13 protein-coding genes are annotated in these 20,550 nt (G+C 36.6%); 10 read left to right on the forward strand and 3 right to left on the reverse strand.

Annotated elements, in window-relative coordinates:
• Positions 1-145: 145 nt before the first annotated feature.
• Complete coding sequence (gene aspS, locus AC07N0_RS06900; protein ID WP_494588610.1) at positions 146-1,909, reverse strand: aspartate--tRNA ligase; 1,764 nt, start codon at positions 1,907-1,909, stop codon at positions 146-148.
• Positions 1,910-2,140: 231 nt separating this feature from the next.
• On the opposite strand from aspS, the gene crtD reads away from it, so the two are divergent.
• The 3 genes from crtD (at position 2,141) to AC07N0_RS06915 (ending at position 5,128) form a co-directional block, all read left to right on the forward strand.
• Entirely contained in the window at positions 2,141-3,619 is a 1,479-nt protein-coding gene (gene crtD / locus AC07N0_RS06905) for a 1-hydroxycarotenoid 3,4-desaturase CrtD (protein ID WP_494588611.1), read from the forward strand.
• Positions 3,620-3,690: 71 nt separating this feature from the next.
• Positions 3,691-4,581 (forward strand): hypothetical protein, encoded by an 891-nt coding sequence (locus tag AC07N0_RS06910; RefSeq protein ID WP_494588612.1) that lies wholly within the window; start codon positions 3,691-3,693, stop codon positions 4,579-4,581.
• Between the two features lie 70 nt (positions 4,582-4,651).
• Entirely contained in the window at positions 4,652-5,128 is a 477-nt protein-coding gene (locus AC07N0_RS06915; protein ID WP_494588613.1) for a DUF4293 domain-containing protein, read from the forward strand.
• Between the two features lie 217 nt (positions 5,129-5,345).
• Here AC07N0_RS06915 and AC07N0_RS06920 read toward each other — a convergent pair whose 3' ends face one another.
• Complete coding sequence (locus AC07N0_RS06920) at positions 5,346-6,866, reverse strand: serine hydrolase domain-containing protein (protein ID WP_494588614.1); 1,521 nt, start codon at positions 6,864-6,866, stop codon at positions 5,346-5,348.
• A gap of 121 nt (positions 6,867-6,987) precedes the next feature.
• A complete protein-coding gene (gene pdxR / locus AC07N0_RS06925; RefSeq protein WP_494588615.1) occupies positions 6,988-8,436 on the reverse strand; it encodes a MocR-like pyridoxine biosynthesis transcription factor PdxR in 1,449 nt (482 codons plus the stop codon).
• A 95-nt stretch (positions 8,437-8,531) separates the two neighbouring features.
• Here pdxR and AC07N0_RS06930 point away from each other — a divergent pair, with 95 nt between their 5' ends.
• The 7 genes from AC07N0_RS06930 (at position 8,532) to AC07N0_RS06960 (ending at position 20,550) form a co-directional block, all read left to right on the forward strand.
• A complete protein-coding gene (locus AC07N0_RS06930; protein WP_494588616.1) occupies positions 8,532-9,188 on the forward strand; it encodes a pyridoxamine 5'-phosphate oxidase family protein in 657 nt (218 codons plus the stop codon).
• A 175-nt stretch (positions 9,189-9,363) separates the two neighbouring features.
• The gene (locus tag AC07N0_RS06935; protein ID WP_492801752.1) at positions 9,364-9,879 is read left to right on the forward strand and encodes a DinB family protein; all 516 of its coding nucleotides are present in this window, start codon (positions 9,364-9,366) and stop codon (positions 9,877-9,879) included.
• A 120-nt stretch (positions 9,880-9,999) separates the two neighbouring features.
• Positions 10,000-10,593, forward strand: coding sequence for an RNA polymerase sigma factor (locus AC07N0_RS06940; RefSeq protein WP_492801754.1), 594 nt, complete (start codon positions 10,000-10,002; stop codon positions 10,591-10,593).
• A 199-nt stretch (positions 10,594-10,792) separates the two neighbouring features.
• Entirely contained in the window at positions 10,793-11,911 is a 1,119-nt protein-coding gene (locus AC07N0_RS06945) for a FecR family protein (RefSeq protein WP_492801756.1), read from the forward strand.
• Positions 11,912-12,110: 199 nt separating this feature from the next.
• Positions 12,111-15,422, forward strand: coding sequence for a TonB-dependent receptor (locus AC07N0_RS06950; protein WP_494588617.1), 3,312 nt, complete (start codon positions 12,111-12,113; stop codon positions 15,420-15,422).
• Between the two features lie 59 nt (positions 15,423-15,481).
• Positions 15,482-17,074: a RagB/SusD family nutrient uptake outer membrane protein gene (locus AC07N0_RS06955; protein ID WP_494588618.1), complete on the forward strand. Its 1,593-nt coding sequence runs from the start codon at positions 15,482-15,484 to the stop codon at positions 17,072-17,074.
• 110 nt (positions 17,075-17,184) lie between these two features.
• Entirely contained in the window at positions 17,185-20,550 is a 3,366-nt protein-coding gene (locus tag AC07N0_RS06960; RefSeq protein WP_494588619.1) for a VCBS repeat-containing protein, read from the forward strand.

A 20,550-nucleotide genomic window follows, 5' to 3' on the forward strand; every position in this document is an offset into this window, starting at 1 on the left:
TGAGACTATCGGGTGATTTTTGCCTATATATAGCAGAATTGTTAAGCTCTTCGCTAAGAATAAAGGTTGCTGATAATGACAAAAGGGGTTATCTCAATTACTTGAAATAACCCCTTTTGTATGAATAACTATTTTTTAGTGATTACTAAACCACAGTACGAATTTTTAATTCATCTAATTGTTTTTGATCGATTGTTGAAGGGGAGTCAATCATGATATCGCGTCCTGAATTGTTTTTCGGGAAGGCAATAAAATCACGGATTGAATCTGAACCACCGAATAAAGAACAAAGACGGTCGAAACCGAATGCTAATCCACCATGTGGAGGCGCTCCGTATTCAAAAGCATCCATCAAGAAACCGAATTGATGTTTTGCTTCTTCATCCGAGAACCCTAGTACTTCAAACATTTTCGCTTGTAGTTCTTTTTGGAAAATACGAATAGAACCACCGCCTACTTCAACGCCATTGATTACTAAATCGTAAGCGTTTGCACGAATTTTTCCTAATTCTCCTGTTGCCAGATACTGCAAATCCTCTGGTTTAGGACTAGTGAAAGGGTGGTGCATCGCAAACCAACGGTTTTCATCTTCACCATATTCTAATAATGGGAAATCTACCACCCAGTGAGCAGCATATTTTTTAGGGTCACGTAAACCTAAACGATTACCCATTTCAAGGCGTAATTCATTCAATTGTTTACGTACTTTATCACCCGTACCTGAAAGAATCAAGATTAAGTCTCCTTTTTCAGCACCGAATGCTTCTGCCCATTTCTTTAAATCTTCTTCAGCATAGAATTTATCTACTGACGATTTTAAGCTTCCATCAGCATTGTAACGAAGGTAAATCATACCTTTCGCACCAATTTGCGGACGCTTTATAAAGTCAGTCAATTCGTCCACTTGCTTACGTGTATATTCTGCACACCCTTTGGCATTGATACCCACTACGACATCGGCAGCGTCGAATACAGGAAAATCTTTTCCAGAAGTCAAATCTATTTCGTCACTTTTCAATTCCACAAACTTCATGTCAAAACGAATGTCTGGTTTGTCAGAACCGTAATATTTCATGGCGTGTGCATACGTCATACGTGATACTTCGCCCAATTCCATATTTTTTACGTTCAAGAACAAATGGCGAATCAAGCCTTCAAACATATTTAATACGTCTTCTTGCTCGATAAACGACATTTCACAGTCAATCTGAGTAAACTCTGGCTGACGGTCAGCACGTAAATCTTCATCACGAAAACATTTTACGATTTGGTAGTAGCGGTCAAAGCCTGAAACCATCAATAATTGCTTGAATGTTTGTGGTGATTGTGGTAAAGCATAAAACTCGCCTGGGTTCATTCTTGAAGGAACGACAAAGTCTCTTGCACCTTCGGGAGTAGACTTTATCAACACAGGAGTTTCTACTTCTATAAAATCTTGTTTGTCGAGATAATCTCTTGTAAAACGTGCCACTTGATGACGTAACTGTAAGTTCGCTCTTACAGGATTACGACGTAAATCGAGATAACGATATTTCATACGAATATCATCACCACCGTCTGTATCGTCTTCAATCAAAAATGGAGGCAATTTTGCTGGGTTGAGTACTTCTAAAGAAGTAACTTTTATCTCAACATCACCAGTCGGAATTTTATCGTTTTTAGAAAGACGTTCAACTACATTACCTGTCGCAGCAATAACAAATTCACGACCGAAGGTACGAGCCAAATCTAACACTTCTTTAGGCGTTTTGCCTTCTTCAAGCATCAACTGCGTGATACCGTAGCGGTCACGGAGATCAATCCAGATCATACCGCCTTTGTCACGAGTTTTCTGTACCCATCCACAGAGGGTAACCGTTTGGTTTACATTTGTGAGGCGGAGTTCGCCATTATTATGTGTTCTGAGCATAAAGAATTTATATCCTGCCACAGGCTTTGTTGCGAAAATCAATAGGAATTTTCCAATTCCAGATAGGCAGAAACTTGTGGTAAGTTTTTATTTTTTGCAAAATTACAGAAATTAGACGTTTTGAAAACTATTTGATGGGTTTAAAGATTGGTATTTATAGCATGATTGATAAAATAGATTGAATAAATTAAATATTTTTAGGTACGATTCTAAAAAATCGGGCTATGATTTATGAAGAAAGTAGCAATAATTGGAGCAGGCATTGCGGGCATTGCAACCGCCATTCGGTTGGCTCATAAAGGTTTTGAAGTAACTGTTTTTGAAGCAAATGCTTATGCTGGAGGCAAATTAAGCAGTTTTGAGTGCGAAGGGTATCGTTTTGATGCAGGACCTTCTTTGTTTACTTTACCACATTTGGTAGACGAACTTTTTGAATTAACAGGCAAAAATCCTAAAGAATATTTTGAATACATAAAGTTGCCAGATATTTGTCATTATTTTTGGGAAGATACCACAAAACTTACCGCTTGGGCTGAAACTGAGCGATTTGCAAACGAAGTTGAGCAGGTTACGGGTGAGCCTGCACAGAAAATTCTAGATTTCTTGAAAGACAGTGCTTTTAAATATGAAGTGCTGGACGGACTCTTTTTACAAGACTCATTGCATAAACTTTCTACATGGACATCGATGAAAGCCTTCAAGGGTTATCTGAATTTACCCAAGCTCGGTATTTTCGGAACGATGAATCAGGCGAATAAAAAACTTTTTAAGAACCCTAAGGTTGTACAACTATTCAATCGTTATGCCACTTACAACGGTTCAGACCCTTATCAAACGCCTGCTACGCTTAATATTATTCCTCATTTAGAATACAATATCGGAGCATTTTTTCCAAAAAAAGGTATGGTTTCTATCACAGATTCATTAGTGAAACTAGCCGAAGACTTAGGCGTAACATTCAATTATAAAAGTAAAGTAGAAGAAATACTAGTAACCAACAAAAAAGCGGCGGGCATTCGATTCAGTAATTCATCAGGGCAACATATCGAGCAAAATGTTGACATAGTGGTTTCTAACATGGATGTTACCCATACCTATCGCAAGCTTATGCCTACTCAACAGCATCCTGAGCGATTATTAAATCAACCAAAGAGCAGTTCGGGCGTAATTTTTTATTGGGGTATCAAAAAACAGTTTGCCGAATTGGGACTACATAATATTTTCTTTAGTGACGACTATCAGAAAGAGTTTCAGACAATGTTTAATGATAAAACCATTACATCCGACCCTACGGTTTATATCAATATTACCTCCAAATTAAAAAAAGATGATGCTCCCGAAGGCTGTGAAAACTGGTTTGTACTCATCAATGCGCCAGCCAATGAAGGACAAGACTGGGATAAAATCATTGCTGATACTCGCCAAAATGTGATTAAGAAAGTATCAAGGATATTAAAAGTAGATATTTCCGACTTAATAGTATGCGAAGAAATTCTTGACCCGCGGACAATTGAATCTAAAACGTCGTCGGCACAAGGGGCTTTGTATGGCAATTCATCCAACAATCGTTATGGTGCCTTTTTAAGACACGCAAATTTTTCGTCCAAGATAAAAAATCTATATTTTGTGGGGGGTAGCGTACACCCTGGCGGAGGTATTCCTTTGGCGATTTCCTCGGCCAAGATTGCTTGTAAATATATCGATGCTTAGAATAATAATAGTATCAATTAGGGGTTTTTAGTGTATCATTTGTCTTGCTTAAAACTAAAGCTTTATAAAATATGAAAAGACTAATCGCTATACTGGTTTTAATGATTTTTGGAGGAAAGATTACTGCTCAGAATGTCTTTACCAAAATCCCAACCTTGCCTCATACACACGAGGTAGATATTTTTTTCTTGCATGAATTGCCCATCAAAGAACCTTATTTTAAAACATTGATGATTGAAACCGATGGCAATGATTATAACGATGCCATCGTACAGCTCAAGCAAAAAGCACAGTCTGTAGGGGCTGATGCGGTAATTATCCTGAATTATGACAGGGGGCATCTGATAAGCGTTGGAGCGAAGTATAAAAAAAATATGGCAAGTATTGATTCTACCGTGGCTTTTTTAAAAACTATCAGAGTAGTGCCTATCAATAACAACAAAGGCAGTGGTGATATTCAATTTGATATTGATGGGACGATTAAGCCTAACCAGAGCAAAGAACTGATTAATTATTTTGAAGATAATATTCTGAACTATGATTTTGATTTTCTGATAAGCGATAAGTCTTCCCGTTGGCAAGAAACCGCTGATATTTATAATCGCATTGAAAGACGAAAATTAAAAAACAATAACGGGACAGTAGTAAAAAAGGTAACGCTGAATTATGTTAATAGCAATAGTAAAATTCCACAGGTTTTAGACGTAGACGACCTCAATCAAAATTATGCCTCCTCGTCAATGTGGCATACTGAAAGATTATTCCCCGTGTATAATAACATAGGTAAACTTACTGAACTAAGTGTTTATTGGAAAAATGCATTGGTGCGTCGTCAACAATTATTTTATGATGCCAAAAATCGATTAATCATGGCTGATTGGGTAAAATTTGAAAATCAGAAGCCAATTCCTTTCCTCCGAGTAGAGTATGAATATTATAAAAATGCGGATTTGAAATTGTAATCTTGCGTACATTCGTAAAGTTTTAGAACTTTGCCTTATCAAATTTAAAATTTACGAATTACATAAAGAGATGCTTCAAAGAATTCAGACCTTATTATTACTTGTCGTTGCCGTAGCAATGGCATCAGTAACAGTTTTACCTATCTGGGAAAAAAATAGTGCTTTGTTGAATGAAAGGGTAGTGTTAACTGCTTTTAACCTTGAACATTGGAAAGAGAATACTTGTATCAGCACAGCTAGTACGGCTGTTATTGGTATTTTAGCCATTATCGCTGTTTCGATTGCGATTTTTTCAATTACGCAATACAAAAAAAGAGTATTACAAATGACGTTGGGTTTAATCAATTCGCTATTGATTGCCATAACGCTAGGAATTACTTTTTATGAAGTGTTTAGAGTAGGGGTACCTATGTTTGAGCCAGAAGTACAAGGAAATTACGGTGCTGGTTTTGTAGCGTCAGTAGTAGCAATGTTAGCGAATATGATTGCTAACCGTTTTATCCGTAGAGATGAAATGTTAGTGAAATCTTCTGATAGAATGAGATAGAATTTCGGAGTGAAGAGTTTGGAGTTTTGAATGTAGAGTTTTTCAGTAAACAAAAAATTAGCATAAATCTCCGAAAAGAATCTCTGAAAATCTGCGGGTAAAAAAGATACTAGTTTCTTACCCGCAGATTTACAGAGATTTTTATCGCTGATTTTCGGAGATAGTATATGTCTGCGAAAATCAGCGTTTTTTATCAGCCAAATCAGCGGGTAAAAACTTACTTCGCCAGTGACTTAATATGATATTCTTGTATCAAAGCAGGATTTTCTGGCGTCAGGGTAAAGCTAATTTCAATATTGGCTTTTTCACCTTCTAATACAAAAGTACCCCTCAGGTTATTCTCTGGCTTAATTTCTTTTATTCCTACAATCTTTCCTGCATTTTCAAAAATGGGTGTTGCTTCTTTCTGCAAGCTTGGCACGAAATAATCAAGGAAGAAGTTCTCTGCAAAAATGCCACTCGTTTCAGCATTTTTCCAAGTAGGCAATAGTGCTGTTAGCTCATTAATTCGTTGTTTCAGAATCGGCGAAACAGGAATTGGCTTAGGTTTTAGTTTAGCTAACGCTACTAAAGTATCTAATACCTGTATATTAAAATAACCAGCGTTGGCATAAGTAAGATTACTAAATGAAATTACGCCAATACCATAATCTTGCAGGATGCGCCAGTTACTACCAAAGCCCGGTAAACCTCCACTATGCCCAACAGAACGTCTACCTTCGGCATCTGTAGATTGCCCTAAACCATATCCATAAGCACTTGCCATAGCCACCTTACGACCTGTAGGATATTTATAATTTTGGTTTATACCAATAAACTGCCAAGGCTGTTGCATTTCTCGAACGGAACTTCTTTTTACAGGCCCTTTTTCAATACCGTCGCTAGCTGGCCACACAGATTGATGAAAAGCTACATATTTACTAAAATCTTCTATCGTTGTAATCATTCCGCCCATCGCTCCATAAGCACCGTCGTGTAATAATGGTTGTTCTACCCATTGTTCGTTTAACCAACGGTAACCATGTGCCAATTGTTCTGCGGGCACTTTGCTGTATTCCCAATAGGTATTATTCATTCCTAAAGGCTTTAAAATATTCTCGTTGATGTATTGTTGATACGACTGTCCAGAAACTTTTTTGATGATATATCCCAACATCGCAAAACCCATGTTACTATATTCATAAGCGGTACTTGGGTTATTAGAGAACGTGATTCCCTTTTTGAACATTTTTAGCATAGCTTCATCGCTGATAGCCAACTGACGGTCGCCCCAAGGATTATCTTCAGGAAAACCTGCCGAATGCGTTAATAAATTACGAACAGTAATGTCTGGAGCATCTTTCGTCAACAAATGTTGACCTTTTAACTCAGGAATATACAAATACGCAGGATTATCCAACTTTAGTTTACCTTCATCCCTTAACTTCAAAATCGCCATAGCCGTAAAGCTTTTCGACATGCTGGCAATTCTAAAATCTGACTGTATGGAAGCGGGTGTTTTTTTATCAAGATTGCTATAGCCCACAGCACCCGAATGTATTAATTTGCCATCTACCACCAAGCCATACGTAAAAGCAGGATAATGGTTTTTTTCAGCATAAGCTTTAAAAATTTGGTCGATTTGAGGTAAGCTAGCTTTAATATTTTTTAAGCGTTCGTCTTCATTTTGCGCCTTTATTGGGTAGCTAGATAATAAACAAAGAAAAAGGCAGAGAGATAGTAGTTTTTTATAAATCATCTGTTTGTTGAGTTTGTGAGTATGATGTGAAAAGAATAAACCAAAATACTTAAATTATTAGATAATATACCGTATAAAAATGAAATTAATTAACAAATATTTGACGACAGTGAATAGCTATTCAAATAGCATTTTTCAAAATCTTCACAGCGTCTTCGGTTTCTTTAAAATTCATGGAAGCAAAACCTATTCTACAAGCATTCTCAGACGGATATGCTGACCCATCCGAGATATAAAGTCCATTTTTAGCAACTTTTTTAGCAAGGTCTATCAAAGAAATACTGTTGTCAAACTTTGTCCAGATAGCCATACCGCCATCAGGAATTTTAAAGTCGATAACATTCCCCAATTCCTTTTTCAATAAATCACAAGTAAAGTCTCGTCGTTCTTTATAGATTTTCAACACTTTTGCGGCATGGCGTTTTAGCGTCCCGTTTTCCAACATATCTGCTAACGATAATTCCAGAATGGTATCACCTTGTCGGTCTATAATACGGCGAAGCTTAGCTAATTCTTCAATGATTTCTTGGTTTGCTACGACATAACCCACCCGAAAAGTAGGCGCAATTTTTTTAGTAAACGAACCAATATACACGACCAAACCATGTCGGTCGGCACTTGCTAAGGGTAATACTGGTCGATTGGCATAATGAAAATCATAATCATAGTCGTCCTCAATAATATAAAAACGATACTTTTCTGCCAAAGCCAATAGTTTAATCCTTCGTTCGGGTGTAAGCGTCACCGTAGTAGGATGGTAATGATGTGAAGTAACGTAAATTGCTTTAATGGTTTTTTTGAGGCAAATCTCTTCAATGGCATCCACTATGATTCCGTCTTCATCAATAGGAATAGTATTAATTTTTGCTCCTAACGTGGCAAAAGTCATATTGGTTGCTGGATAATTTAAAGCACCCACAATTACTTCATCACCTTTTTCAAATAATGCTAAGCCAACTAAATAAATAGCCATCTGGCTTCCTCTAGTAGTAATAATCTGTTCAGGTGATGTATTCATACCCCGTGTTTCATTCAACACTTTTGAAAAAGTTTCACGAAGTCGCCATGTACCATACACAGAGGAATAATTAAGTACTGAAGGTTCACCAAACTTAGTATAATGAGCATACAAACGAGCTAATTCGTCTCTAGGTGCTAAGCGTACATCAGGTAGTCCATCATTAAAGGCTAGTCTTTGTGTAATAACAATAGGAATTTTTACGTGGACATTCTTAGGAAAATCCATTGAAAAGTTGTCTTTGCCTTCTTCCTGAAAGTCTTTTTGTGATAATAAAATGGGCTTTACATTGGGTAGATGTTGGGCAATGAAGGTTCCTTTTTTAGGCAATACCTCAATCCAACCCTGCGAATACAATTCATCGTAGGCTGCCACAACAGTTTTACGATGTAGAGCCAGAAGCTCTGCCATTTGTCGGGAACTCAACAATTTTGTACCTTTTTTCAGAATACCCGATTGGATATTCTTGATGATTTCATTGGCTATTTGTACATAAACAGGCAAAGAAGCATCCTTCCTGATGTCAAGCAAGGTTTTATAAGGAATTTCCATCTGGACTACTTGTATGTAAAATTGTGGAGTACTAAACTAATCCAGTAAAGATAGAAATTTGTAAATAATCTTGACAGAAAACCCCAATTAAAAATATGGCAACATTACCAATTACCGAAAGAACAAAAATTAGTCGTGCAGCAAAAAAAGGCGATTATACTGAAGAAACTATCCATAGTATTTTAGATGAAGGGCTTTTCTGCCATGTTTCTTATGTCGAAAGAGAAATACCCATGTGTATTCCGACAGGCTATGGTCGTATCGGCAATACATTATACATTCATGGTTCAGTGGGCAGTCATTTTATGCGTGCTATTGCCGATGGCAGAACCGTTTGTATTAGTGTATCTTTGATTGATGGACTAGTATTAGCGAGGTCAGCTTTTAGTCACTCAGTCAATTATCGCTCTGTGATTATGTTTGCCCCAGGGACAGTGGTTACAGACGAAACCGAGCGGTGGAATGCACTAGAAGCCATTACAGAACAATTTATTGCAGAGCGTTGGGATAATGTTCGTCTACCCACTAAAAGTGAAATGCAGAAAACAATGGTTATCTCGTTTCCTTTAGAAGAAGCTTCAGCAAAAACAAGAACAGGACCACCTAATGATGATGAGGAAGATTATGATTTTCCCGTTTGGGCGGGCGTGCTACCTTTAAAATTACAAGCACAAACCCCCATTCCTGATTCAAAAATGCAATTTGATTTACCAGTGCCAGAATATATTAGTAAATTAATTGTGAATGAGTGATTAAATTTTGAGTCAATTAACTTTAGCATTATTCATTAAAAATTGATTTACTCAATCACAATTCATTAATTTTTTAGCTTTGTCAACTCTTTAAGAGTTGACAAAGCTAAGGTTAACACTATATTTATCCCCAAATCACTCATTCACAATTCACTAACTCACAATTATAAACCTCATGCAAATCCTACCTCCATCACCCGAAGAAAATTTTGGTCTTTTTAGTAATTATATCAACAAAGTAAATACCGTTGAATTACTAAAAGGCCTAGAAGACAACCAAGAAATACTGATTCAAAAAATGCTTTCATTGGATGAAGCAACATTAAATTATCAATATCAGCCTAACAAATGGACTATCAAAGAAGTGGTAGGCCACGTGATTGATACAGAAAGAATTTTTGCTTACCGTGCTTTACGCTTTGCCCGTCACGATAATACTCCTTTGGCTGGCTATGATGAAGTATTGTATGGTGATACATCCAATGCTGGGCAACGAACGATTCAAGATTTACTAGAAGAATTTACGGCTGTCCGTAAAGCTACCATTACTTTATTCAAAAGTTTTAATGAAAAAATGCTTGAAGAAAGAGGCGTAGCTAGCAGTTTTACTATTTCTGTACGAGGTATGGGCTATGCTATTTTAGGGCATTGTACGCATCATTTGCAAATTATTGATGAGCGATATTTATAAAGGAAATGATTTTTAGCTTTAATATACCATACGCTGGCTAAGATAAATGGATAGAGAATAACATAAAGTATTGTTATTTTTAGATATTGTTGGTTATTTCGTGTAAATATTGCTTGAAAAATGACCAATCCCATTAAAAGTACACAACTATCGCAAGAACAATTGCTCTGGAATCATTTCAGAGCAGGTGACGAAGTGGCTTTTACGCAATTATCTAAGCAATATTATAAAACGTTGGTGCATTATGGCAGAAAGTTTACATCCAACAATCAAATTATTGAAGATGCCATTCAAGACTTGTTGATAAAATTATGGGTTCGTCGTGCTTCTCTTAATGAAGTAGAATCTGTAAAGTTTTATTTATTAAGGGCTTTCAGAAACCAACTTTTCAAAACATTACAACTTTTCAAGGCCGTTCCTTTAGAAGATGATTTTAACGATATTCATGTAGAGGATTCTTCTGAAATCTCTTTTATCGCAGAAGAATCCTCTAATAGTATCAATAGCAAAGTATCTTCTTCGTTAAAACAGTTGCCAGAAAGACAACGCGAAATCCTGTACCTTCGATTTTACCAAGACCTTCGGGTGGAGGAAATCGCTCAATTGCTCCAAATAAAACCACAGTCTGTCAGTAATACTATTCAAAGAGCTTTGGCTACTATTCGCGAAAACTGGGAACTTGTGTTATTGCTATTCTGCTGGTTTGCTTTCTAATATTTTACCTCCTCTCTCATTATATCTCCCTTATTAGCATTTTAAAATTGGTTTTTATCAAACCGAAAGGCTTGATAATTAGTAAAATACGAAGCCAAAAAAGAGATTTGTATAATTTTATTAAAAAATTGTCTTTTTTGTGAGTATCCGATGACTCCTTTTGGGATGTTAGCATTAGAACAGCTATTTCAAGCATTTTATGATAACTAATAAAGAATTTCAAGAGCTATTGGAAAATCCAAGTTTCAGGACTTGGGTATTTGATAGAAATTCACAAGATGGTGCTTACTGGACATCTTGGATAGCAGCAGATATAGATAGAAAGGAACTTGTAGAACATGCCCGAGATTTCTTATTGTCGATTCAAGGAGAAGTTGTTGATTTGGAAGATCAGTATATCGACTCTCAGATTCAGAAAGCACTCACCGAAGCTAAAAAACAAGAGCATTTACCAGAAGAAGAAGTAGAAATAACCGAAGTGGTTCCGCTTTGGAGAAGATATTGGACCGTAGCGGCCTCTGTTATCTTATTGATAGGTGTGAGTTGGTTTTTCTTGAATAAGAATGAAGCAAAACAAGAATATGCCCTCTATCAAAAACAAACCTCTGATGCAAAGGCGAATAGTGAACTTGTAGAGGTGATTAATGATGGAGAAAAAAGTAAGTTAGTACAGTTGCCTGATGGAAGCTCCATTGTGCTACAAAAAAATAGCCGATTGAGCTATCAGAAAGCTTTTAATAATAACAAAAGAGAGGTATATCTAGTTGGTGAAGCCTTTTTTGAAGTAGCCAAAAATCCTGAACGTCCATTTTTTGTATATGCCAATGAATTGATTACCAAGGTACTAGGAACAAGCTTTACCATAAAGGCTTTTGGAAAAGATAAAGACATTCGGGTAATTGTAAAAACGGGGAAAGTATCTGTTTTTACTCAGCATGATGAAAGTGCTTCACAGCTTAAAAATAATAGAGAATTAACGGGGATGGTTTTAACGGCTAACCAACAGGCAATCTACCAACGTCAGGAAATTAGGTTAGTGAAAGCCATTGTGGATAATCCTGTGATATTAACATTACCGATTGAAAACCAGAAGTTTGAATTTAATGCAACCCCTATTTCAGAAGTATTTAGCATCCTTGAAAAATCGTATGGTGTGGATATTGTTTACGACGAAGAAGTAATGTCTAAATGCAGCATTACGGCAAAACTGGGTGATGAACCTCTTTTTGAAAAACTAAAATGGATTTGTTCGATTACAGAAGCTAGTTATGAGGTTTTAGACGGACAAATTATTATTTCTGGTAAACCTTGCAAGTAATTTAACATGAGTACTACATAATCAATAAAAAAGGTGAACGATGTTGACGCATCATTCACCTAGAATGTCCCCTTCGCTTTGCTTCGACACAAACATCCAGAAATGGATGAGGGGATTCCTTTGCCAATTCTTTCCAACTAACAAATTATTCAAAAGTATGAAAAAAAAGTTGCCATCGTATCAAATTTTACGAAAAATCATGAAAATCAGTTTACTGCAAATCGCTTTATCTGTTTTGTGCATGAGCTTCTCATTTGCTCATGATACTAAAGCTCAAGATTTGTTGAACAAGAAAGTGACGCTCCATTTGAAAAAGAATGAAGTAGAGGATGTTTTACAAAAAATTGAAAAGTTAGTAGGAATCAATTTTATGTATAGTCCCGAGTTGATTGAATCCAAAAGAAAGGTTTCAATTGATGCAGAAGGAAAACCACTTTCTGAGGTTTTGACTGACTTTTTATCTCCATTAAGTATTAATTATGAAGTATCTGGACAGCAAATTCTTTTAAAAAGAAAAAACGAAGTCCCCTCAGAAAACAAAATCAGTACCACCCAAGAGTCCGAAAAAATTGAGGAGGTAATAACGGGTACTGTGACTGATGATAAGGGGGAAGCGCTTGTTGGAGTAAGTATTTTAATAAAAGGAACAAGCCGAGGAACTACTACGGACCCAAACGGAAAGTTTAGGTTATCAATCCCGAACGAACAAGCCGTTTTGGTATTTACTTCTGTGGGATATTTGAAAACAGAGGTGGTTGTTGGCAAGCAATCTTCACTGAATGTAGTTTTAAAGGCAGATATTGGCAATCTTGATGAAGTAATAGTAGTGGGTTATGGTACGCAAAAGAAAAGTGAAATTTCTGGCGCAGTATCTGTCGTAACCCCCAAAGAAATAAGTCAGAATCCTTCTCCAAACCTTAGTAATTCATTAGTTGGACAAACCGCAGGGCTTATCGCTACGCAGCGGTCGGGGGAGCCGGGCAAAGATGCTTCTAATATTTATATCAGAGGGATTGGTACTACAGGAGATGCTTCGCCAATCTTTGTTATTGATGGAATTGTGCGTTCTTCTAGCGACTTTGCCCAATTAAATTCTAGTGAAATACAGTCTTTCTCCATCTTGAAAGATGCCGCAAGTGCTGCTGTTTTTGGGATTCGTGCGGGTAACGGTGTAATTCTTGTGACTACCAAAAGAGGTGCAGAGGGAAAAATGCAAATCAATTTTTCTTCTAACATTGGCGTACAAGAAAGAACCAGAAATCCTCAATTCTTGAATTCATACGAATTTGCATCATTATATAATGAAGCCTTGGCTAATGAAGGAAAATCTCCACTTTATACCGAAGACGATTTACAAAAGTACCGCACGCATTCAAGTCCTGATACGCATCCAGATTCGGATTGGTTTTCTGTATTGAAAAAAAGTGCTTTGATGCGTAGTTACAATCTATCTGCTACAGGTGGGTCGGATAAAATACGCTACGCTACTTCCTTTGGTTATTTAAAACAAGAGGGTATCATTCCTTCAAACGTATTCAATAGATACAATTTCAGGACTAATATTGATGCTAATGTCACCAGTACCACGAAACTATCTTTTGATATTTCTGGGAGAGATGAAAAAACTAATAATGTGGCATCAACAGAGGTATTTCGTTGGATGTCTGGAACGCCACCTAATAGAGCACCCATACAATGGTCGAACGGACAGTATTCTAATGGCCCGTCTTATTTAACCTTGCCAGATAATGGTTATAGAAAAACAGGAATACAATCGTTTAGAGGTAGAATAGAATTAGAACAACAATTGCCATTTATATCGGGCTTATCAATAAAAGGTATTGCTGCTTATGACAAAACTTTTACGGGAGACAAAAACTGGACTTTTACTAAAATTCCATTTTATAGTAGAAACACGGACGGAACTTTTGTAGAAGGAGCGAAGGGCGCTAGTTTGTTGGAACAACGAAATTATGATGACCAATCGATAACACTTGAAGCACATTTGAACTATAAAAAGACGATTGGATTGAGTGCGTTATCAGGGTTATTATTATATACACAAACAGAACAATCATGGAATTCATTATGGGCATCTAGAGATGGATATAATTTAGGAATAGATGAATTGAATTTTGGTGCAGCCGCCAACCGCAATAATAGTGGTTATTCAGGAAGTAGTGGCAGACAAGGGATTGTTGGTAGATTTAACTGGTCTTATGACGATAAATATACGATTGAAGGTAGCTTTAGAGCCGATGGTTCAGAGCAGTTTGCTAAAGGAAAACGTTGGGGCTTTTTCCCTTCAGTTTCGCTAGGGTATGTAATATCACAAGAGTCATTCTTGAAAGAATCTTCTACGATTGATTACCTAAAAATTCGTGGTTCTTACGGTATTTTAGGAAACGACCGTTTGGGTAGCCAAAGATTCCTTTATCTACAGTCTTATTATGTCAATAGCTCAGCCGTTTTTGGTAATGGAAGCGTACAACCAGGTATTGATGAAGGTCGTTTGTCTAATCCAGATGTAACGTGGGAAACCGTTAAAAAACTTAATATTGGTATTGATGGAACCTTTTGGAAAGGTAAATTGACAACAAGTGTTGATTATTTCTTTGATAAAAGAAGTGACATTTTAGCAGATAGAAACCTTTCAGTTCCTGGTCTTTTGGGTATTGGATTGCCTATTGAAAACTTAGCAAAAGTTAATAATGGAGGGATTGAAATAACCGTAGGTCATAAGAATAGAGTAAACAAAGATTTACGTTATTCGATGAGTGGAAACTTCACTTTTGTGAAAAACAAAATTATTTTCATTGATGAAGCTGATTCTGAAAACCCAAATATCAAAAGAACAGGTCAGCCGCTTAATACACAATTTGGTCTTAGAGCTATTGGCTTATTCCAAACACAACAAGAAGTTGATAATGCACCAACCCAAATAGGGAAGACTGCCCCAGGTGATATTCGTTTTGAAGACATCAACAAAGATGGCAAAATAAATGACCTAGACAGAGTACCAATAGGGAAGTCTAATACGCCAGAAATTATTTTTGGGTATAACGGTAACGTACAATACAAAAACTTTGAGTTTTCATTCCTATTTCAAGGAGCTACGAATGTAAATCAATATTATGCAGGAGAAGGAGCATGGCCATTCTTTGTGGGGGCTGGTGCTTTGAAAGCTAATTTAGACCGATGGACTCCAACAAATCCTAATGCCAGTGAGCCACGTGTACTAATTGATGTAAGTAACCTTAACCATAGTGAATCTTCATTTTGGATGAAAGATGCCTCGTATATACGTCTTAAAAATATAGAATTGGCGTATAATCTTCCAGTAGAGAAATTAAAGCAAAAATTTATCAAAGGGATGCGCATTTATATTAATGCCAATAATATAGCTACGTGGTCGAAGATAAAAAATTATGACCCTGAAAATGCAAGTGGTAGAGGGTGGGATTACCCACAATTTAGAATCTGGAATGCAGGAGTAAACTTTAAATTTTAGAAGACATTAAGATGAACATAATCATTAAAAAAACAATATTACTTAGATGTACACTAGTGGTGTGCATATCAATATTATTAGGTTGTGATAGCGGTATCTTAAACCAAGTTCCTAAAGATTCACTTACGGAAGAAACAGTTTGGACTGACCCACAAGGAGCAACACAGTTCGTTAATGCCATTTATGGTAGAATGCCTTCTGGTTTTGACCGTAACTACGAAGGATGGGCAAAAGGACTTTATTTACTAGATGGTGTTTCAGATGATGGCGAAGTGTGTATGCCTTGGACGCATTCTAACAATTTACAATCTGGTAACTTTTTGCCTTCTGGAACTCCTTGGGGCGAAACGTGGGGTGATTATTACGCTTTGGTTAGAAAAACAAATGTTGCCTTAGAGAATCTTGGTAGACTAAAAGATGAAACTCTTAGGAATCGACTTATGGGAGAAACTTATTTTTTAAGAGGATTCATTTATCATGAACTTTTGAGATTATACGGACAGAAATCTACAGGTAGTGAGCCAACAGGAGTACCATTGATTAGTAAAAGTTTGACCCTTAATGATAATTTTCAATTACCAAGAGCAACTTATGACCAAGTAGTTGATTTTATCATAAGCGACATGGATAAGGCTATTTCGATGCTTCCTAAAAAAGGAGCTATTGAGGCAGGAAGAGCAACATCAGGGGCGGCCAATGCACTAAAAAGTCGTGTATTATTATATGCTGAACGTTGGGCGGCTGCGGCAGATGCTGCCAATAAAGTAATTAATACAGACTATACGTTGTTTAGTGATTATAGAACATTGTTTCTTGTAAAGAACAACAATGAAGTAATATTTGCCAAGAAATTTCAAGCACCAGATAAAGTTCATTATGGATTGAATAACGGATTTGACGTTGTGAATTCACCGCCTTCATTCAAAGGAGGTAGTGATGCAGGATGGGGCGGTAATGTGCCTACACAGAATTTTGTAGATTCTTATGAAATGATTGATGGAAAGCCACAAGCTACTTCGCCTTTATATAAACCAACTGATCCTTATACAAATCTTGACCCTCGTTTTGAAGCAACAGTGGTACATAATGGTTCTACTTTCCGTGGGAAAGTCATAGAATTATTCGCTGGCGGAGGGGATGTAACTGGTAAACCCGAAGATACCAAGACAGGCTACATCCTTCGTAAATTTCATGAAGAACAATATGTTATTTATACAAAAAGTAGTGACCAAGATTGGCTTTTTATAAGATATGCAGAGGTTTTATTGAATTATGCAGAAGCTAAAAACGAAGCGTCTGGTCCTGATGCAACGATATATAGTGCCATCAATGCTATCAGAAAAAGAGCAGGAATGCCAGATTTAGAGACTGGACTTTCAAAAGAACAAATGCGTGCTAAAATCAGAAATGAACGTAGAGTAGAATTAGCCTTTGAAGAACATAGATTCTTTGATATTCGTAGATGGAAAATTGCTGAAAGCTTATTGAATGGGCCTTTGTATGGGATGAAAATAACTAAAACTGGTAATACGCTTAATTATACAAAGTACGCTTTTGAAACAAGAAGCTTCCCGTCTAAATTATATGTATTACCGATTCCACAATCAGAAATAGATAAAAACCCAGCGGCTAAACAAATAGCAGGTTGGTAATTATTTAGATTTTTTAATAGTTGAATTTATTTAATCAAAGAGGTTATTAAGGACTAACATGCTCTAAAGTTAATTCTTGATAACCTCTTTCAATATTCTGGCTTTTCACAATGATACAGCGACTATTTCTTTTGTCAGTACTATTTCTTTTTTATGCCTGCAAATCGTCCTCAGACGAAACGTTGTTTCATCTGGTAAAACCCGAAGATTCGGGAATAACATTTGTAAACGAAATTCAAGAAAATGAACAATTAAATGTATTAGAATACCAGTATTTATACAATGGTGGTGGGGTTGCTATCGGCGATGTAAATAATGATGGACTACCTGATGTTTATTTTTCAGGAAATATGGTTTCGAATAAACTATATCTCAACAAGGGAAAATCAGATAAAGCAGCTTTTCAGTTTGAAGACGTGACAGATATTGCAGGGGTGGCTGGTAGAAAGAAATGGAAAACAGGAGTGACAATGGTTGATATCAATGCCGATGGAAAGCTTGATATTTATGTTTGTTACTCAGGGTCGGGTACTGACGAAGACCGAAGAAATGAACTGTATATTAATACTGGAAGTAAGATTGGTGTTCCAACTTTTGTGGAAAGTGCGGCAAAGTATGGCTTAGATGCCGTTGGTACATTTACCACACAGGTGGCTTTTTTTGATATGGACCATGACGGCGACCTTGATATGTTTATGGTCAATCATGCAGATATGTTTTATAATGCATTTTTCAATACTGAAAAGCTACGAAAAACGAGACATCCCAAATTTGGCAATAGGTTATACAGAAATGACAAGGGATATTTTACAGATATAAGCGACGAAGCAGGAATTAATGGAAGTGGTTTGAACTTTGGGTTGAGTGTTGCCATTGGCGATGTAAACAATGATGGTTGGGCAGATTTGTACGTAACCAACGATTATAACGAGCAAGATTTTTTATACTTAAACCTTAAAAATGGACATTTCTCTGAAATATTAAAGAAAAGCATTGGTCATATTTCTAAATTTTCGATGGGTTCGGATATTGTTGATTTTAACAATGACCAAAATGCTGATATTGTGACATTGGATATGCTTCCAGAGGATAATCGCAGGCAGAAACTATTAAAAGGACCCGATGAATACGACACCTATCAATTATTGGTAGATAGTGGTTTTCACCATCAGAATATGCGCAATATGTTGCAGATGAATATTGGCAACAATACTGAAGGTATTCCACAATTCAGTGAAATAGGGCAACAGGCAGGGATGTCTAATACCGATTGGAGTTGGAGCCCGCTAGTGTGTGATTTAGATAATGATGGTAACAAAGACTTATACATCACCAATGGCTATCTACGAGATTTCACTAATATGGATTTTTTGAAATATACCTATCAAGAAGAGGTAAATAAAGCCAAAGTACTGGGGCAAAAACTTAATACTTGGGAGTTGATTAAAAAGATGCCAAGTACCAAAACTAGCAATTATTGTTTTTTGAATAGAAACAGTAAAGAAGGCTTGATTTTTCAAAATATAACAGCAAAATGGGGTTTGGCTGAACCTTCTATTAGTACGGGTGCCGCCTATGCAGATTTAGATAATGATGGAGACTTAGATTTGGTTGTCAGCAACAGCAATTCACCCGCCATGGTTTATGAGAATCGTAGCAGACAAGTTTCAACCAATCATTACATTAAACTGCAATTAAGAGATAGCGGAGGGAATCATTTTGCATTAGGGGCAAAAGTAATTCTTAAAACAGCTCACTCATCACAGATGCAAGAAATGTATCCTTCACATGGCTTTCAGAGCAGTGTTGAGCCATCATTACATTTTGGATTAGGAAATGATGCGACTATAAAATCCATAGAAATATATTGGGCTAATGGGGAAAAAACGCAACTGAATAATATTAAGGTCGATACAGCTATCACTATTCATAGCAATACGGCTAGTATTCATAGCGAAAAAACTCAGAAACCTACCTTTTGGTTTGCGGATAATTCAACCTCCGCAGGTTTTTCATATACGCATCAAGAAACGCCTTATGTTGATTTCAAACATCAATCACTCTTACCTTACCAAATTTCAAAACAAGGACCATTTTTAGCAAAGGGAGATGTAAATGGCGATGGTTTAGAGGATGTTTTTGTAGGAGGAAACCAAGTGCATTCAGGGGAGTTATATCTTCAAAATGATAGTGGAGGCTTTCAACGAAGTGTATCTCAACCTTGGGCAAAACAGACGTTAGCTAAAGATATGGGTATGAGCTTTTTGGATGCTGATGGTGATGGAGATTTGGATTTATTTATTGCAAGAGGAGGAACAGAATTCGATGCCCACCATGAAGTGTACCAAGACCAATTGTATCTCAACAATGGCAAAGGCATTTTCACTAAAGCTGAAAAAGCATTGCCAGATTTGACAAGTAATGGTAGCTGTGTAGCGGTGGCAGATTATGATAAAGATGGTGATATAGATATTTTTGTAGGAGGACGCTCTATGCCAAATAGTTTTCCAGAGGCTGACTATTGTTATTTGTTGAAGAACGAAAGCAAAAATGGAAATATTAAATTTCAGTATGCATCTGAACAAAAAGAGCAAACATTAAGACAACCAGGAATAGTGAATACTGCTTCGTGGGCAGATATGAATCATGATGGTTGGTTAGATTTAATTATTGCAGGAGAATTTATGCCCATTACGATCTATGAAAACCATAAAGGACAATTAGTAAATGCTACTGCAAAGTATGGATTAGAAAAAACCAATGGTTTCTGGGCAAAACTAAGCATAGAAGATATGGATAATGATGGAGATTTGGATATTGTAGCTGGAAATTTAGGACAGAATACTCAATTCAAAGCCTCTGAAAAAGAACCGTTGAACCTCTGTTATGGCGATTTTGACCAAAATGGCACTACTGAACCACTGATTTGCTATTATATTCAAGGAAAAAGTTATCCTTTGGCTTCTCTTGATGAGTTGGCTAATCAAATGCCTTCCGTTCGTAAGAAATTCTTGAAGTATAAAGAATATGCGGAGGCAACTTTAGAGAAATTATTATCTCCCGAGCAACTCAAGGATGCTAAAACATTAAAGATTAATACCCTTAGTACGACTTATTTTGAAAATGCAGGTAATGGAAAATTTGTAGCAAGAACCTTGCCTTTAGGTGCTCAGGCTTCTTTGGTGACAAGCATCATGATAGATGATTTTAATCATGATGGAAATAAAGACATTATAGTAGCTGGTAATTTTTATCCTTGGCGTGTTCAATTAGGTAGGAATGATGCCTCAATAGGTTCTGTTTTGCTAGGCAATGGTCATGGAAAATTCACCTCAGTTCCTTATCAAACTTCTGGATTGAATGTTAGTGGTGATGTCAGAGATATGATGATGGTTAAATCAGCCAATCAATCAAAAAACATGATTTTCACTCGGAATAGAGGAAAGCTAGGAGTTTTAAAAAAGTTGGTGAAGTAA

This window comes from Arcicella sp. GW821-FHT09D11 (assembly GCF_059416265.1).

Excerpts from the sequence above, each read along its gene's own strand:
- aspS (WP_494588610.1), bottom strand. The coding sequence starts at position 1,909 with ATGCTCAGAACACATAATAATGGCGAACTCCGCCTCACAAATGTAAAC.
- crtD (WP_494588611.1), top strand. The coding sequence starts at position 2,141 with ATGAAGAAAGTAGCAATAATTGGAGCAGGCATTGCGGGCATTGCAACC.
- AC07N0_RS06910 (WP_494588612.1), top strand. The coding sequence starts at position 3,691 with ATGAAAAGACTAATCGCTATACTGGTTTTAATGATTTTTGGAGGAAAG.
- AC07N0_RS06915 (WP_494588613.1), top strand. The coding sequence starts at position 4,652 with ATGCTTCAAAGAATTCAGACCTTATTATTACTTGTCGTTGCCGTAGCA.
- AC07N0_RS06920 (WP_494588614.1), bottom strand. The coding sequence starts at position 6,866 with ATGATTTATAAAAAACTACTATCTCTCTGCCTTTTTCTTTGTTTATTA.
- pdxR (WP_494588615.1), bottom strand. The coding sequence starts at position 8,436 with ATGGAAATTCCTTATAAAACCTTGCTTGACATCAGGAAGGATGCTTCT.
- AC07N0_RS06930 (WP_494588616.1), top strand. The coding sequence starts at position 8,532 with ATGGCAACATTACCAATTACCGAAAGAACAAAAATTAGTCGTGCAGCA.
- AC07N0_RS06935 (WP_492801752.1), top strand. The coding sequence starts at position 9,364 with ATGCAAATCCTACCTCCATCACCCGAAGAAAATTTTGGTCTTTTTAGT.
- AC07N0_RS06940 (WP_492801754.1), top strand. The coding sequence starts at position 10,000 with ATGACCAATCCCATTAAAAGTACACAACTATCGCAAGAACAATTGCTC.
- AC07N0_RS06945 (WP_492801756.1), top strand. The coding sequence starts at position 10,793 with ATGATAACTAATAAAGAATTTCAAGAGCTATTGGAAAATCCAAGTTTC.
- AC07N0_RS06950 (WP_494588617.1), top strand. The coding sequence starts at position 12,111 with ATGAAAATCAGTTTACTGCAAATCGCTTTATCTGTTTTGTGCATGAGC.
- AC07N0_RS06960 (WP_494588619.1), top strand. The coding sequence starts at position 17,185 with ATGATACAGCGACTATTTCTTTTGTCAGTACTATTTCTTTTTTATGCC.